Genomic DNA, 16608 nt, shown 5'->3' on the forward strand with positions numbered 1-16608 from the left:
TAGCGCAGCAACAAAAATTACTTTAATACAAATAGCCATTGAACTGAATAGCCAGCATAGCTGAGCAAAAAGCCTTGTCCTCTACACTTATCACTTGTTCTTTGATTTAGTTGAATTGGTGCCGGTATTTGACGTGACACTCAAACTTGTTCCATCTTTTCCGCGATCATCCTGAGTGGTGGCGGCATGGTTTTTCACACCAGTATCGTTACTTGTAGTAGCAATATTATCCTGCTTAGTTCCCACTCCATCAGTGATAGGCTTGTCCATTTCTTGAGAAACGTCTGCAAAGAAATTCATCGTACGGTCAAACCAACGCATCGGCAATCCGTTCATTTCTTTGCGCAACAGACATCTGTTTACCCACTGACCTATCAAGCTGTAAAGGACAGAAAAGGTCGGTATACTTACCAAAATCCCCGCGATACCGCCCAAACTTCCGCCGATACTGATCGCTACAAGTACCCAGAGACCTGATAGCTTGACGGATTTGCCTACAACATGTGGATAGATAAAGTTGCCCTCTATTTGCTGCAGAACAATAAAAAAGATAAAGAATATAAGTGCTTTCCCAGGATCTTCAATTACAGTTAAAAGCGTACCAACCGCAACCGAAATAAATGATCCGACAATCGGAATCATGGCGAAAATCGTGACAACAACTCCGATCAAGCCAGAAAACGGCAGTTTTAGTATAGTCATTCCAATATATGTAGCTAATCCAAGTAAACACGCCTCTAAGAATTGACCGCTGACATAGGCGGAAAAAGTAGCATTTGCAAGTTTAAACACACTTAAAATTGAGTCATAGCGTTTATCAGAAGCCAAAGCTCGCAACAATTTCAGCATTTGGCGCTGCAAATTTTCCTTAGAACTCAGGATATAAATAGCGAGAACCAAAGCAACAAGGAATGTTGTCAAACCAGAGACCAGGTCTGAACCGGCCGATAAAATATGCTTCAACAACCCTGCGGCCTGAGTTCGCATAAGTCCGACGGCTTGTTCGGTTAGTTCCCTCCAATCGATTTGTAAAGTTTCAAGCGTTTCAACAATGCGAGGGTTATTGGTCGCAAGTTCATTCACCTTAAATTCTAATCGTTTGGCAAAAGCAGGTATACCCGATATCAATTCGCTTATCGTTTCAGCAACGACTGGAATGACAAATAATGCTACAACTGCCATCATGGCGAAAACCAAGCAAAGAGCAAGCAAAAGGCATAAAGGCCGCTTCAGAACAGCAGCCAGTTTCATCAGACGAGGCTTGGTTGTATCATGTAAACACAACGGTTTTTCAAACAAATATTTCTCCGCCGCTTTCATCGGGACATTAAGAATAAAGGCTAAAATCAAGCCCAAGGCTACCGGACGTACAATTATTATCACTTTTCGTAGGAAATCGACTACCGAACCTATGTTTTGAACACATACGTAAAAAAGTATCGAAAAACTAATAAGAACCAGTAAACGTCGGAAAGTAATTCTGCTTATGTTCATGATATCCCCCAACGCCAAAATTAATCGGCCTTACACGCAGGTGAAAAAATTGAAATTATTTGGCACTTAGTAAGCATAACATATCGGTAAAAATTTGGAAATGAAAATTTATGGTCTGGCACTTTAAACTATGTTACACTAAAAAATGAAAGGTGATGGCAATGCGAAAAAAAGACATTATAATAGTTGTGATTGTAATCTGTGTACTCGGCAGCCTTTTGCTGTATTTTTTTAAGCAAAATGCCAATGTACCATTGGTTAAGCTTACGCCGCCGATTATTTCAGGCTCGCTACCAGGGAGAACGGCTGATATTGATACTTCCAAAGCCAATAACAATCAGTTTGTACAAGAGTTCATTAAAGCTGTTGATGCTGGCAAAGTGTCATCGGATTTTTATGCTGCCCTGCCAGCTTACGAAAACACCAAGCCATCACAACTAGAATTGCAGCAATACATCCAAATATTCACTGATAATTTCGCACGTAGAATTCGTTCTTTCACCCCTATGACCAGGCTGGAAAGATCTGTTTATCAATCTCAGATTGCTCGCAGCAAAAAATATGCCAGACTCGCCAGAACAGCAAAATATTATTGGTTAGAGTTGGACGAATCAGCTCGCAACTCGTTCAAGCGTTTTCCTATGATCATTCCGACAAATAGCAACGGTCAGGCAACCTTTTCGCAGGAGTGGATCGCCGATTCCTATCGTATATATTCTTACACTAAACTATATTTTAGTGCTATAAAAGACAAGTCAACCGCCTCATTGGAGTCCATACTCAGTGATCCGGGTGATGACAAAGATTTGATCAGCTCAAAAGTCAAACAAGTTCTGGCCTTCTATGGGGCGCAGCAAACCGGCAGTGTTCACCTAAATGACAATTACACGCTGAGCGCATTGCGCGGTGACTTGGTAGAAGTCGAACAGACCGTCCCAGCCTCCCTGCTATATTCAGAAGAATTAACCGAGGGAGCTTCATCACGAAAAACGGTCAATCGTTATGTTCAAGCGCATTTGACTAAAGAAGGTAAATACAAAATATTCGATATAATACCTACCAAGGAAACAGCTTTGACATTTACAATTTTACGGCAAAATGTGCCGGTCGCCGCGCTAGATCAGCCGATCGATAATTTCACAATTTTACGTATGTTTGGTCCATGGAGCGAAGCCTTCTTTTACCCGGTTAAGATCAACGGAAATGAAGGCGAGATTTATTTGAAATTTAAAGATCTTCAAATAAAGATTGCCGGCAAATATGATCGCGCCAGTCATAATTTTTCCGGGCATATCAGCGGAATTTCAGTAAAAGCGGCCGCGTTTACTACCGCGCAGAATATCGGCATTGGAGCGGACCGTGCAGATATCGTAAAACGTTTTCCGTTTATCGTAAGAAACGACTATAAACTGTCTTTTCCGGAAGGCAATATCACTTTCCTTTTCGACAGTTACGACAAAGTTAAAGAAATAATATTGGCAAAAGGTTAAAACCATTGACAAAATCAGGATGACTGTGATAGAATGCATTATGTTGTTGATGCGCCCATAGCTCAACTGGATAGAGCGTCTGACTACGGATCAGAAGGTTGTGGATTCGATCTCTGCTGGGCGCGCCAAAGCACCGAATATTCGGTGCTTTTTTTTGTGCTTTCTCTTAATCAAGCCACCAGCGTTCAAATACAAGCGTTAGCCGTAGCAAAATCACTTGAGTTTGAGTAGCTCAAGGTCGCCTGAATAAACGAAAGGCAAGCTTGAATTAAGCTTGCCTCTAATCTTTCTAACCAGTATCAGGCTATATCAACTTTATTTGGCTAATAACCTTATATTAACCTACAACTCTGCTTCAGTTGCAAACAGCTGCCGCAGTAGCCGGTACATCATCCTTCAGTTTGTCTTTGCTCATGGCCTTTCGGCTCACGCACACGGCAGAACACCAGTTGCCTACAGCCTTCCCGTCTGCATACGAACCTTTGAGCAAAGGCAGTACCGGGGAAAAGTAGTGCGAACCACCACTATGATTTTGATCAGCCGCCAAAGCCGCCTTGGCTTCACGGCAAGCCTTTACGACCAAATCAAACATGCCCTTAACATGGTATCGTTCAGCATCGCCGTAACCCTTTACCAAATCAGTGAATTTGCCGTTAATTATTTCATCAATATTCCGTCCTTCATATTGAGCCAAGGTTGGCAACGCCAACTCATGATAACCCTGATTATCCTCATCGACATTTTCAATCGGAGCACCGAACTCATTCTTCTGTCCCTCGCCGACCCGATAAGATTGATCGGAAACGAACAAAATTTTCCCTGATTTATCGACATAAACCTGCAAGGCGATTATGTATGGCGGAATGTCCAAAGGAGAAGAAAACTTATCATATACTTGAATCATCTTCGCCTCGGCCAAGGGCCCCTCTTTTTTCACTAAAGAAGTCCAGTTTTTCAACTCCGTGATAAGGCGATCAACTTTCGCCGGAGCTACGGCTGCATTGTTATAAGTTTCAGCTGCCTTTTCCAGCTTGGCATGCAAGTTTTTCAAGTCAATCGCATCGGCACCTACGACATTTTTTTCTGCCGCTTGCCCCACCGCGATAGCTTCATCCAGACTTGTCCGGCCCAAGAAAAAATTGGTATCGGCGACAAACTTAAGAGCTTCAGACTTACTTAAATCACTATTCTTAAGTATTTTTTCACCATCATTCAAAATATCAGAAAACTGTTTTTGCGTTGTAGAACGCAGCTTATCCATCGGCAAAGCCTTAACCGCCGCCAAAGCCTTTTTTATCGCAGCCTTGTCGATGTCATCCATCTTCTTATACGGATTGACAACGAAGCCATCGCCGGCTGGCAGTTTATCAATATTCTTAGGATTGTTAGCAATAATTACCGTTTTAGGCTTACCGGCAACATCATTACTGAACGCATTGAACGTGATTGAGGTAACACTGTCAGGCAGAGTAATTTGCTTAATATCATTGTTGTAGAAGGCTTGCGCTTCAATTTTTTCCAAATTAGGCGGCAACTGAACAGAAGTAATTTTGTTGTTGCGGAAAGTTTGTACGCCGATTTTTTTGAGTGCCGGCAGCTGACTTAAGTCAAGTTCGTCAGACAGATTGTTCTCTGCAAAAGCCATTTCGCCTATTTCGGCAAGATTATCAGCTGAAAACATCAGGGTTGAAATATTATTTTTGCGGAAGGCGGAAGTTCCGATTGATTGCAAATTAGGCAAGGTCAAAATTACGCCTTTGATGGAATTAAGATGAAAGGCTGCCGCTCCGATTTTTTTTAAGCTATCCGGGAATGACAAAAAGTCATCCGCTATCTGATTGTCCATGAAGGCTCCGGCATCTATTTCCGTCAAATGTTCGCAGTCCTGAAAATCGATAGTAGTTAGATTATTGCATTGAAAAGCATATTTACCGATTCTAACTAAACTTTTAGGCAAAGTAACACTGGCAATATCAAACTTGCGGTAACTTTCATTAGCCATGTCAATGTTGCGGAAAGCATTATCGGCAATTTCAGTAACTGCCGCGCCTGAAGCATCTGCATCAGGTAGTTTCACGTCCTTGTTGCGCTTTATTTTGCGTAGCCCTTGTTTGCTAAAGCCCTTAATCACCCCGTGTTCAATGACAAAATCACCTTTTACCCATTTTGATACGTCTAATTCCGGCAAAACTATCTTTTTGTCGTCCTTAGGATTGCAATAAAAATTTTCGCCATCCGATATTTTCTGGGCAGGACTTGTCGTCCGAATAACGACTTTATCGCCATATTCTTCAACACCTATGTTGCCATTGAATGCATCCGGGGCAATCTTCTTGATTGATGTTGGGAAGTTAAGCTGCGTCAAGCTGTTATCTTGAAAGGTGCAATCTTTTATTTCTGTCAGCTTGTTCCCTTTAAAAACAATGTTTGTCAATTGATTATTCTTAAAAGCTCGCTCGCCCAAAGAGGTAAAGCCGGCGGGAAATTCTAAATCACCCTTCACTTGTGCATCAAAAAAAGCCAAATCGTCAATTTTGGTCAGCCCAGTTCCCAATGTTAAATTTCCCAGTTTGGTATGCCCAAAAGCATATATTTTGATCCACTGAAGGGAGTTCGGCAGTTTCAGTTCCGTTAAAGCAGAATTTTCGCGAAAAGCATCCTGCCCAACTTCAGTATATCCTTCCGGAATTTTTACGCCCTGAAGCATGCTGGCGTTAAAGTCTGCACCTTTTTTCTCAATTTTTACACCGTACTCGTCCAAGCCAAAGCCTTGATCGGTAGACTTTTTCCAGCGCAACATGTAATTATCAATATCAGCGCTTTTATTAGGTGTAAAAGCAAATGAAGCGATTTTGGTAACCGGCTGATGTTGCTCGTCTTCGCTAGGCAAAGTAACTTGTGGATTATCCTTCAATTTGGTCACGCCGGCGGGTGAAAAGCCGTACAAAACACCATTTTCAATGACAAAGTCACTGCTCTTCCATTCGTCTTCTTCAGCACTGATTGTTCTAGGCAATCCGCCCACGCTGAAACAGAACATAAGGCTGGCCGTCAACAGAGCGGTCAGCTCCCTTATCTTTTTCACTTTAATTCCCCCTATTCACATTTACTGCTTTTGGCAAAGCTAAAAATAACTTTATGCAGTATATGCTCATCATAGAGAAAAATCAACCGCGGCTAACTTTATTTCGCATTTTGAATAAATTTAGTTGTTTTATGGCAATTCATTTAATTGAATATACTTGTTATTGCCGCTGCCGCAATCTTAAAGTTTCAAAGACTGCGATTCCGGTAGCTACTGCAGCATTCAAGCTGTTAAGCACACCCTGCATCGGGATGCTTACCGTAAAATCGCAATTATCGGCTACCAAGCGGCTTATTCCCTTGCCTTCGTTTCCAACGACCAGAGCAATCGGCCCGGTCATTTTTTTGTTGTCGAAAATAGACTCACCATCCATGTTCAAGCCGGCAATCCAAACCCCTTTGCCCTTAAGATAGTTCATAGTTTGCACCAAATTGTTGACTCGCGCGCAAGGCACATGATTAACCGCTCCGGCGGAAGCCTTTGCCGTAACCGCGTCCAAAGTCACTTGACGGTGTTTAGGAAAAACAACTCCATGGACTCCGGCTGATTCAGCTGTCCGTAAAATTGCGCCAAGATTGTAAGAGTCTTGAATTTCATCGGCAATTATTATAAACGGATCTTCCTGTTTGGCGGCAGCAACTGCCAAAATTTCATCAATGTCAACGTAGGGGATAACGGCAGCCTGCGCAATAACGCCTTGATGCGCCCCTGTCTGTGACATATTATCTAGTACCGAACGAGGGACTTGGTTGACAACGGCCCCGGAAGATATTGCCATATTCACTATTCCGGCCAAAGTAGGCTCCGGACGCCGGCCATCACCCATTGCCTGAACCCAAATTTTATCTATTTGGCGGCCGGCTCTAAGAGCTTCAATAACTGGGTTCCTTCCTTCTAGCCGATCTTCACGGGTGGCAATTTTTTCAGTATCGGCATGTCCGCCTGTGTTTTCCCGTTCTCTTGCAACTTTTAATGAGTTGTCATATCTTTTAGCGGTCTTTGTCCGCCTCAGGCCATCATGCCCTTCGTTTGAGGTACCTAATAACTCCCTTTTCTGCAGGTTCTGTTGGTTTCCTCGGTTCATACGGCGCCTATCACTTGATCTGCGTCCACTCGCTGAATCAAAGTCACGATCGCCTGAGTTTTTATGGTTGAAGTTTCGTATTTCCATATTTATTTACCTTCATTTGTAAAATAGCTCGGTCTATTTCAGGTTGCAGCAGCGTATTGAGTCGGCCAAGCTTGTTTGAAAGATATAGGTAACCGACTAAAGTTTCCAAACCAGTTGCCAACCGATAGTCAACCGGATCAGCGTGTTTGGCCATTGCACCGGGATTGCCGTTGCGGCCGCGCAAGAAAATCGCCTCTTCATCTAAATCAAGTATATCTTCCTTCTGCCACTGGCGCACCAAAGCAGCCTGAAATGTCGCATTGACCAGCTTCACAGTTAAGTGATGCAAATCACCTGATTTCGCAACAATAAATGAAAGCAAACGCCGCCGCACCCAAAGTTCGTAATACGCATCTCCGATATAGGCCAGCGTCGATACCGGCAACTGCCTTATCTGCTGCATCTCCAGTGTTTGCTGCAATTGTTGGGTTTTCCCCAACTGTTGCAATGACGTTGATTCCAACACAGGATCATGCATGTTGTTTCTCGATACGCGGCCCCTGGGGCGTATCCATCAAAGTATATCCAGCTTCAGTTATCTGCTTACGCAATTCATCGGCTAGCGTGAAATTTTTAGCCTTTTTAGCTTGGGTCCGTGCTTCCACTAAAGCTAAAATTTCTGTTGGAATCGCCTCTTCGCACTGCCAACGTAAACCCAAGACATCACCCAATTCATCAAAGAAGTCGAGGACGGCCTGACAGTCCGCCGCCGACGGCGAAGACGTAATCAAAGTGTTGACCTCCCGCACCCACGAAAAAATGGCCGCCAAAGCATCCGGCGTGTTAAGATCATCGTCCATAGCTGCAATAAAAGCAGCTCGAGCCGTGTCAATTGACTTACGAACAGACTCGGCAGCAGCAGCGGCTTTATCAGCTGATTCTGCCGATTCGGCCTTGCTCTTAAGTTTAAACTGCACCGCGCTATAGCAATTGCGTAATCTTGTCAAACCAGTCTGTGCCGCCTGCAACAATTCATCACTGAAATTAATTGGACTGCGATAGTGACCTGTCAGCAAGAAAAACCTTATAACATCATAAGGAAAATGCTTTACCACATCTCTGACCGTGAAGAAATTACCCAAGGATTTGCTCATTTTTTCATTATTGACATTGATAAAACCATTGTGAAGCCAATAGTGGGCGAGCTGTTTACCGGTTGCGCACTCACTTTGAGCGATTTCATTTTCATGATGCGGGAAAATCAAATCTTTCCCCCCGCTATGAATATCTATGGTCGGCCCCAAATATCGGTTAATCATGGATGAGCACTCAATGTGCCAGCCGGGACGGCCCTCGCCCCAAGGTGAAGGCCAAGCCGGTTCACCTGGTTTCTTAAACTTCCAGACAGCAAAATCTGCCGGGTCATGTTTGTTTTCGCCCGTATTGACCCGCTCACTGGCTCCCGCTTCCAGCTCATCCAAATGGAAATGGGATAATTTACCATAATCTGGGAAAGACCTTGTCGAAAAATATACTCCGTCCGTACTTACGTAAGCATGGCCGCCAGCAACCAATTTACCGACCTGTTCTATTATCGCATCAATTGACTCTGTTGCCCGAGGCTGAATAGTGGCCCGCTTGATGCCCAAACCGTCAGCATCTTTAAAATATTCGGCAATGTATTTATCCGCCAACTCTCGTAGGGTAACGCCTTCCTCATTGGCACGTCTGATCATTTTGTCATCTATATCGGTGAAATTTTGGACAAAAGTAACTTTGTAACCACGGTATTCCAAATATCGGCGCAACAAATCAAATACCACAAACGGCCGGGCGTTACCGAGGTGAAAATAATTATAAACAGTCGGGCCGCAACTGTACATTTTAACTTTACCCGGTTCAAGCGGAATAAACTCACGTTTCTGATTAGTTAAAGAGTCAAATAATTGCATTGCTTTCTCCCACAAATTAAATAATTGTATAGTATCTATCCTAAATTTAGTCTTTTAAAGATCAACTATTTAAAAATCGCCCGAGAAGGTGGCGACCTCGCATTGACACCCAGCATATTGCCAGGTGGGTGTCCTGCAGCGGTCTTGGTCCTCCCTAACGTTGAAGGTATGGACGTATTCCGCAATGACCCGAACTCCCGTTTAAGTCATGAAGGTTCAAATAACAAAGCCGTCACACATCTAAGGCATCTTAATTATAGCATATTTGGCAAGTTAAACAAAAGGTGATATTGCGGCGAGATGCGCGTCCAATTTATTCTAGATTTTGGGAAAGATTTGGTGAAAGACTTGGTGAAGCCAGAACCTATACCCGCATCGCTATCCAAAATCATACCCAATCTGCGGAAGAAGCGCAGCCACCACAGAGGCCAAACGATAATATAACCTGTAATCTTAACCACTTAATGCTATAATTTAGGTGGTAATTTGCTTTGCCGGCCGACAACTGTTCTAATGATACAAATTCGGACTGAAATCGTCTGCATAAGTTCATGGATTTAAACGAACAGTTTGCCAGTAACACTGCCTAACTGACGATGCTTATGCCTAAAGAACCTCTTTACCTAAAATTATATAACGAAATCAAAACCGCCATTGTCTCAGGAAATTTGCGCGGCGGTGAACGTCTGCCTTCAAAACGTTGTCAGGCCGATACTCATAATGTCAGCACAGTTACCGTACAGACTGCTTATGAGCAACTAATCGCCGAAGGGTATATCACTTCACGCCCTCGCAGTGGCTACTTTGTTTTGTTACCGGAAGAAAGGGCGCGGCAATTCAGTAACCAGATTATTACGCCGAACCATTTTCCCGTCGATGCTCCCAACTTCCCACCCGTTCCTCCCGATTTCGTTCCGAGCTGCCCTTCCGCATATATAGATCTAAGCAATCACACCCCCCATACCGATTCTTTTCCATTCAGCACATGGTCAAAACTGATGCGAGAAATTATCAGCATAAATTACTACCGTCTATTAGAGAGATTGCCCCACAGCGGACTTTTCACCCTCAGGCAGTCAATCGCCAAATATTTATTGCGTAATCAAGGGGTTACCGTAAACCCTGAATATATCGTTATCGGGGCTGGAACCGAATACCTATACAGTATCGCGGTTAAATTGGTAGGAAGACACTCAATTATCGCCTTAGAAAATCCCGGCTATCGCAGATTAGCCAATATTTATGCCGGAGAAAATGTCACTACAACCACAATACCGCTGGATGGCGAAGGAATTTTGCCGGAATATTTGGCTTTAAGCAAAGCAAACGTTTTACACATATCACCGTCAGGGCAATTTCCAACCGGCTGTTTAATGAGCGAGCGACGTCGACAAGCCGTCCTGGGGTGGCTTCAAGCCGACCGTAACCGCTATGTGATAGAGGATGACTATGAACGAGAATTTCAGTTCAATAAAAGTCATTTACCAGCTCTCAGGCAAATGGATTATAACAACAGAACTATATATATTAATACATTTTCGCAGACAATCTCTCCGTCATTACGTATAAGTTACATGGTTCTGCCTTCTTCGCTTATTCAAAAATACAATCTTTTGTACAGTAATTATAGCTGCACAGTAACTAGTTTCGAGCAATATACATTGGCAGCGTTTATAGATGGCGGCTATTTTGAGCGTCATGTAAATCGGCTGCGCCGGCGATACCGCCAATTTTATCAAACTGTCTTGCCTCGCTTGAGCGAATTTGATTATCTTAACCAATTGCCTCGTAATATTCCCGGATTAAATTTTCTCTTACCGTTGAAGTCATCTAAAGATGAAACTGAGCTTAAGCGGAATGGCGAAGAACACGGCCTGAAACTGAACTTTTTATCAGATTATCTTTTGGCACCGGTAAAAGTTCCACCTAAAGTTGCCGTTTTAAGTTGTCGCAGTTTAAATCTCGCCTCCTTCACTGCAGGATTGGAGATTTTAAAAGTGATTTTATAAATTTATCAAGGCAAAGTTGTCCTCAAGCAAAATCACACCAAGGCCAAACTAAGTTTCAGAAAGATCTTTTAAACGAGGATGGTCGGTAGCCGCGACCATGCCGATAACAGTCGCAGCACCCGCTGCATATAAACAGGCGGCCACACTTAATAGCGTTGATCCACCGGTCAAAACGTCATCTATAACCAAAATGCACTTGCCTTTTACCTTTTCCCGGCAAACACAGGAAAATGCATCCTGAACGTTAAGCTGGCGTTCGCGTCGATCGGCGGTTTCGGTTTGTGGCTTTGTATATTTTGATCGAACTATTATCCCGGCCATATTGGGGTAGTTGAGCAAACGACACAGGGCAGAGGCTATTAGATCTGCCTGATTGTAACCGCGTTGCCTAAGACGTCGACGGTGCAGTGGCACGGCTATCACTCCGTCCGGTTGCAGCGGCAACCGTTTTTCGACAATATTTCCCGATATGGCTTGTAAGCCGGTTAAATTTGCGTGGCCGTGATAAAAAAATTGTCCATAAGGGCGGTAAAAAATGCCTTCATATACCCCTACAGAAGTTAGTCGCCGCCAAACTACCGCCATGTAGGTTCCAAGGATATTGGCGTTTTCATAGGCTTGGGCAAATTTAAGACTTCTGATCATTCCTACTATCGGGTCTATATAGGGAAATACACTCAAAACAGGCATACCTGGCTCAGTAGAAGAGTTTTTAATCAAGTGTAACCTGACATTTTTCGGTTCAAGAAATTCTTTCAAGCGATCACCGCATTCAGGACAAAACCCGGGCAGCAGGCCGGGCACGCCCATTCCTATACCGCAGCCGAAGCAAACCAGCGGGAAAAATATATTGTTCGGTAGCTTAAACGTAAAATCACCTTCTTCATCTTTTTTAATCGCCCCTCTCATCTATTAGTTTAATTCGGTCTGCCGGCCGTTGTGCTTGCTGTTATGTTTGCCCAGTTGTACTTGCCCAGTTGCTTTTATAGTGAAAAAAATACCGCAACCTGAGTTACGGTATTTGTTTTCATATTAAAATCTTCGCCACATTTTTAGCACATCTGCGTAGGAAGATTAATAAATCAACCGACGTTTTATTTTCGGTTAACAAATTTTTGCAAGTCATCAACCTTGTCAAGTCTTTCCCAAGGGAGATCCAAATCGTCACGGCCGAAATGTCCGTAAGCCGCTGTCTGCTCATAAATCGGGCGTCGCAAATCAAGCGTACGAATGATTCCGTCCGGCGTAAAATCAAACACCGTTCTTATGGCATCAATAATAACTTCTGAATCAACCTTGCCCGTACCAAAAGTTTCGACATTTATCGACACCGGATGCGCCACGCCGATTGCGTAGGCAACCTGAATCTGGCACTGCTCCGCCAGTCCAGCTGCAACGACATTTTTAGCGGCATAACGCGCCATGTAGGAAGCCGAGCGATCGACTTTGGTCGGATCCTTACCGGAAAAAGCTCCGCCGCCGTGAGCAGCCGCTCCGCCATAAGTGTCAACAATAATTTTACGTCCGGTTACCCCGGTATCACCATGAGGGCCGCCGATAACAAAACGTCCAGTAGGATTAATCCATATCTTTGTTTTTGCATCAAACAGTTCTGTTTGCATAACCGGAGTAATGACTTCTGCTAAAATGTCCCTGCGCAAATCGCTCAACTTGTAGTCTTCGTCATGTTGAGTGGAAATAACCACGGTATCTATGTGTATCGGCTTATTGCCGTCATATTCTACTGTCACTTGAGCCTTGCCGTCCGGTCTTATCAGAGGCAGGACCCCGTTACGCCGAACTTCAGTCAATTTTTGGCACAAATGATGGGCTAAAACCAAAGTCAACGGCATGTACTCTTTTGTTTCACTGCAGGCGTAGCCAAACATCATGCCTTGATCTCCCGCACCGTTGATGACTGCTTCGTCTGAGCCGTCCTTGTGCTCAGCGGCCAAATTAACACCCATGGCTATATCGCCAGACTGCTCGTCGATCGCGGTAAGAACGGCGCAATTGTCCGCATCAAATCCGTATTTGCCGCGCGTGTAGCCGATTCTCCTGACAGTGTTACGAACAATTTTAGGTATGTCGACGTAACAATTGGTAGAGATTTCGCCAGCCACCACTACCATTCCCGTGGTGGTCATCGTTTCACAAGCCACTCTAGCCATGCTGTCTTTGGCTAATATGGCATCCAAAACAGCATCAGATATTTGATCGCATATTTTGTCAGGATGCCCCTCAGTCACTGATTCTGAAGAAAACAGATACTTGCTGCGTTCATTTAAATATTCTTTCATCGAAAAACCTCCAAAAAAAATCTCTTTCGAGTCGAACCCGAAAGAGATATATAAACTCATCTTCCAGGTAAAACTTTACCTGCCGGATTTAGCACCGTGCTTACGCCGGTTGCCGGATTTCATTGGGCCGGGTCCCTCCATCACTCTTGATAAGGATTAAATTCGGTTAAGTCTAGCACATAGTCGTTTATTTGTCTATAAACCTGCATTTTTTGAAGTTATTTTCTACGATATTAAGCCGTGCAGACTTATTAATTATGTTGTCCACTGTCATATATCAGTTGTAAACGTATGCTATTTATAAACGGATGTAGTCATTCCTAAGTACATACAAACCTTTTTCCTCCAAATCGGTTTCTATTTCATGTAAAGTTCTGGTGTCAGCAATAACAAATTGTTCTTCACCTTCATCTTCGGCATGCGCATTGCACCGCCTGCCTATCCCAGTATCAACCGAGGCGGAAATCTTTGTTGCCCCCCAAGCCATGGCGGCATCGCGGAATTCTTTGCGTTCCCGAGTAGAAACGGTTATCGCCGCGAACGGCAAAAATATGCGCATCGCTAGAATATATTGCATTAATTTCTTTTCACCTATCTTGTGGGTATCACCGACACCACTTGTACCGTGCGTCGGACGAATACGGGGAAAAGAGATGGCAATCTCAACCTGCGGATATTTTCGTTGAATGAGATAGGCATGCAACCCAAGGGCATAAGCATCGTGCAACGGGTCGCTAAGCCCGAATAAAGCGCCAAAGCCAACACCTCGCATACCGCCCATAATTGCCCGTTCCTGCGTATTCATACGATATATAATGCTACGCTTGTGTCCATAAGGATGACAATAGTCATACACTGTTGGATCATACGTTTCTTGGAATGCCGTCACAAAGTCCGCGCCAGCCATCTGCCAACGGCGATAGTCTGCCACATTGGCCGGGTAAACTTCCAATCCTACTACTCTAAAATATTTGCGCGCTATTCCGACAGCAGTTTCGATATAGGCTACCGAAGAAAAACGCGCCGACTCGCCGGTAAGCAACAATACATCTTCTATTCCCTCCGCGGCAAGTGCTTGCATCTCCGCCTCAATTTCCGCGGTGGTCAACATTGAACGTTTGATCGAACTTTGCGCATTAAACCCACAGTAACGGCAGCCGTTTTCACAGTAATTGGCGATGTAAAGTGGAGAAAAAGCATAAACATTATTGCCGAAATAACGGCGGCGAAGTGACTCCGCTTTGGCTGCCATCTCCGGCATAAATTTCTCAGCTATAGGACTGATCAAAATAAAGTAATCATCCGGCGACAGCCTTTCCTTGGCGAGTACCATCTTCATGTCGGCCTCAGTTACTGTTCGCAATTTTTGTTTTTCCCAGCCTGCGGCTATAGCATTTGGAATTTCTTCAGATATGACATCCATATCGGGCAAATAATCGAACACAGTTTTGTTTTGCATATTATCACCTCTAATTAAAGAAATCCCTTAACGGTGAAGATGGAGCAGCTCCTCGCCCTAATACTCTGCCAGGCTGCGCGAGATAGGCCAGACGGCCAGCCTCAATTCCCAGTTTAAAAGCTTCCGCCATGCGCGTAATATCTCCGGCCGTGGCAATACCAGTATTGGCCATAATTGCTGCCACCCCCATTTCCATCGCTTCCGCGGCTTGAGATGGACGCCCGATACCTGCGTCCACAATTATCGGCAAATCAATTTCATCAACCAAAATCTGAATAAAATCTTTTGTGGCTAAGCCCTTATTACTGCCAATCGGAGCGGCCAAGGGCATTATGGCTGCTGCTCCGGCATCACGCAAATCACGGGCAAAATTAAGGTCCGGATACATGTACGGCAAAACAATGAACCCTTCTTTGGCCAGCTCTTCAGTAGCCACTAATGTTGCAGCATTGTCAGGTAGCAAATATTTTGAATCGCGCATAATTTCGATCTTAACATAATCGCCGCAGCCCAATTCCCGTGCCAAACGGGCCATGCGGACCGCCTCATCTGCATTCCTCGCCCCGCTGGTGTTGGGGACAATAGTAACCTGCTTAGGAACATAGTCAAGAATATTTTTTACATCAACCGTATTGGCCCGGCGCAAAGCTACCGTGACCATTTCCGCTCCGGCACACCGCACAGCCGCATCAATCAACTCCGGCGCATATTTGCCCGAACCCAAAATAAACCGTGAGCTGAATTCTTTTTTGCCTAACCTCCATTTATCCATACTAATCCTCCGATCTCCCTGTTATTTCATCAATAATTCTAAAACAATTTGACATTCCAAGGCCGCAATCGCCACAACTTTCGGGGCATAGCAATCTTTACGATCTTCGCCTTGAAAGTCGCCGACCACATGTATATTGCCGAAATCCTTCCGACCGATCTCCCCATATGGACCAGCAACTCCGGTAGTGCAAATATACGGCTTTTGTCGCTCCGCAAAAAAATCATAAGCAAGCATTTTGGCCTCAACGGAATCAAAAGCTTCAACAAATATGTCCGCTTCTTCATAAACAGCCGCTAATTCCTCGGCAGTAACCAGTTGATGACGAGCCGAAACCTTCACCGCCGGCAGCTGGCTCTCCAAACGTTTTTTAGTAACTTCAACTTTCGGTCGACCGATATCATCAATTCCGTAATTTTGGCGATTCAAGTTGGATGCTTCTACCACGTCATAGTCGTAAATTATTAGCTTTGTCACACCGAGACGGGCAAGTATATTCGCTGCATTACTGCCGAGGCCACCACATCCCAAAACGGCTACCACGCTGCCGTCAATCTTTGCATTAATCGCTGCGCTTTGGCGCAACAAAACATCCTCGCGTCTAACCTCAGCCTCCACCGGTAAATGAAAACACTTCAAGCACATCGCTGTCGACAACTAAAGTCTTGCCGTAATCAGCCCGACGCACGAGTGCACTATTTTTTTCAAGAGCTACTTTTTCTGGCGCAAATCCTGCCGCAACAAGGACTTCTAGCAAATTCTTTTCGCCATTAATATGTATCTCTCGGCCATTTATTTTCATATTCACCTCCAAAACAAAAAAGCACGAAGAAACTACACCCGTGGTGGTGTACCCCTTCGCGCTTTCGCACTCTGTTTTGGAGTCTAGCACAGAGAAAATATTTTTTCAAGCTGCTTAATTTATATAATTACGTC

Annotated in this window: 13 protein-coding genes, 1 tRNA gene and 1 riboswitch; of the genes, 3 read left to right on the plus strand and 11 right to left on the minus strand. The window is 44.2% G+C overall.

All coding sequences use genetic code 11. The features are described from left to right. Window positions 1-90: 90 nt before the first annotated feature. On the minus strand, window positions 91-1494 hold the full coding sequence (locus HMPREF0868_RS04645; protein ID WP_012993547.1) for an AI-2E family transporter: 1404 nt from the start codon (window positions 1492-1494) through the stop codon (window positions 91-93). 161 nt (window positions 1495-1655) lie between these two features. Between HMPREF0868_RS04645 and HMPREF0868_RS04650 the strand changes: the two genes are divergently transcribed. Together HMPREF0868_RS04650 and HMPREF0868_RS04655 are read left to right on the plus strand one after the other, a co-directional pair. Further along, window positions 1656-2984 (plus strand): hypothetical protein, encoded by a 1329-nt coding sequence (locus HMPREF0868_RS04650; protein WP_012993548.1) that lies wholly within the window; start codon window positions 1656-1658, stop codon window positions 2982-2984. 51 nt (window positions 2985-3035) lie between these two features. Continuing rightward, a tRNA-Arg gene (locus tag HMPREF0868_RS04655) sits at window positions 3036-3112 on the plus strand. Window positions 3113-3339: 227 nt separating this feature from the next. Here the strand turns inward: HMPREF0868_RS04655 and HMPREF0868_RS04660 are convergent. The 4 genes from HMPREF0868_RS04660 to cysS form a co-directional block, all read right to left on the minus strand. Next, window positions 3340-6069 carry a leucine-rich repeat domain-containing protein gene (locus tag HMPREF0868_RS04660; RefSeq protein WP_012993549.1) on the minus strand — a complete coding sequence of 910 codons (2730 nt, stop codon included), beginning with the start codon at window positions 6067-6069 and terminating at the stop codon, window positions 3340-3342. Window positions 6070-6229: 160 nt separating this feature from the next. Further along, window positions 6230-7240, minus strand: a complete 1011-nt coding sequence (rlmB, locus tag HMPREF0868_RS04665) for a 23S rRNA (guanosine(2251)-2'-O)-methyltransferase RlmB (RefSeq protein ID WP_242821307.1) — start codon at window positions 7238-7240, stop codon at window positions 6230-6232. Then, the gene (locus HMPREF0868_RS04670; RefSeq protein ID WP_012993551.1) at window positions 7215-7718 is read right to left on the minus strand and encodes a Mini-ribonuclease 3; all 504 of its coding nucleotides are present in this window, start codon (window positions 7716-7718) and stop codon (window positions 7215-7217) included. The genes rlmB and HMPREF0868_RS04670 overlap by 26 nt, the downstream gene beginning before the upstream one ends. Continuing rightward, window positions 7711-9132 carry a cysteine--tRNA ligase gene (gene cysS / locus HMPREF0868_RS04675; protein ID WP_012993552.1) on the minus strand — a complete coding sequence of 474 codons (1422 nt, stop codon included), beginning with the start codon at window positions 9130-9132 and terminating at the stop codon, window positions 7711-7713. The genes HMPREF0868_RS04670 and cysS overlap by 8 nt, the downstream gene beginning before the upstream one ends. Window positions 9133-9734: 602 nt before the next feature. Between cysS and pdxR the strand changes: the two genes are divergently transcribed. Beyond that, window positions 9735-11141, plus strand: coding sequence for a MocR-like pyridoxine biosynthesis transcription factor PdxR (gene pdxR / locus HMPREF0868_RS04680; protein ID WP_049779003.1), 1407 nt, complete (start codon window positions 9735-9737; stop codon window positions 11139-11141). Between the two features lie 48 nt (window positions 11142-11189). Here the strand turns inward: pdxR and HMPREF0868_RS07955 are convergent, their stop codons facing one another. The 6 genes from HMPREF0868_RS07955 to thiS form a co-directional block, all read right to left on the minus strand. Beyond that, complete coding sequence (locus tag HMPREF0868_RS07955) at window positions 11190-12050, minus strand: ComF family protein (protein ID WP_012993554.1); 861 nt, start codon at window positions 12048-12050, stop codon at window positions 11190-11192. A gap of 185 nt (window positions 12051-12235) precedes the next feature. Then, window positions 12236-13441, minus strand: a complete 1206-nt coding sequence (gene metK, locus HMPREF0868_RS04690) for a methionine adenosyltransferase (protein ID WP_012993555.1) — start codon at window positions 13439-13441, stop codon at window positions 12236-12238. A gap of 53 nt (window positions 13442-13494) precedes the next feature. Beyond that, window positions 13495-13597: riboswitch (SAM riboswitch) on the minus strand. Between the two features lie 142 nt (window positions 13598-13739). Continuing rightward, complete coding sequence (gene thiH / locus HMPREF0868_RS04695) at window positions 13740-14900, minus strand: 2-iminoacetate synthase ThiH (protein ID WP_012993556.1); 1161 nt, start codon at window positions 14898-14900, stop codon at window positions 13740-13742. A gap of 10 nt (window positions 14901-14910) precedes the next feature. Then, a complete protein-coding gene (locus HMPREF0868_RS04700) occupies window positions 14911-15672 on the minus strand; it encodes a thiazole synthase (protein ID WP_012993557.1) in 762 nt (253 codons plus the stop codon). Window positions 15673-15693: 21 nt separating this feature from the next. Beyond that, complete coding sequence (gene thiF, locus HMPREF0868_RS04705) at window positions 15694-16311, minus strand: sulfur carrier protein ThiS adenylyltransferase ThiF (protein WP_197028496.1); 618 nt, start codon at window positions 16309-16311, stop codon at window positions 15694-15696. Continuing rightward, window positions 16280-16474, minus strand: coding sequence for a sulfur carrier protein ThiS (gene thiS, locus HMPREF0868_RS04710; protein ID WP_034574231.1), 195 nt, complete (start codon window positions 16472-16474; stop codon window positions 16280-16282). The genes thiF and thiS overlap by 32 nt, the downstream gene beginning before the upstream one ends. Between the last annotated feature and the right edge of the window lie 134 nt (window positions 16475-16608).

This window comes from Mageeibacillus indolicus UPII9-5, from assembly GCF_000025225.2.
Lineage (GTDB): Bacteria > Bacillota > Clostridia > Saccharofermentanales > Fastidiosipilaceae > Mageeibacillus > Mageeibacillus indolicus.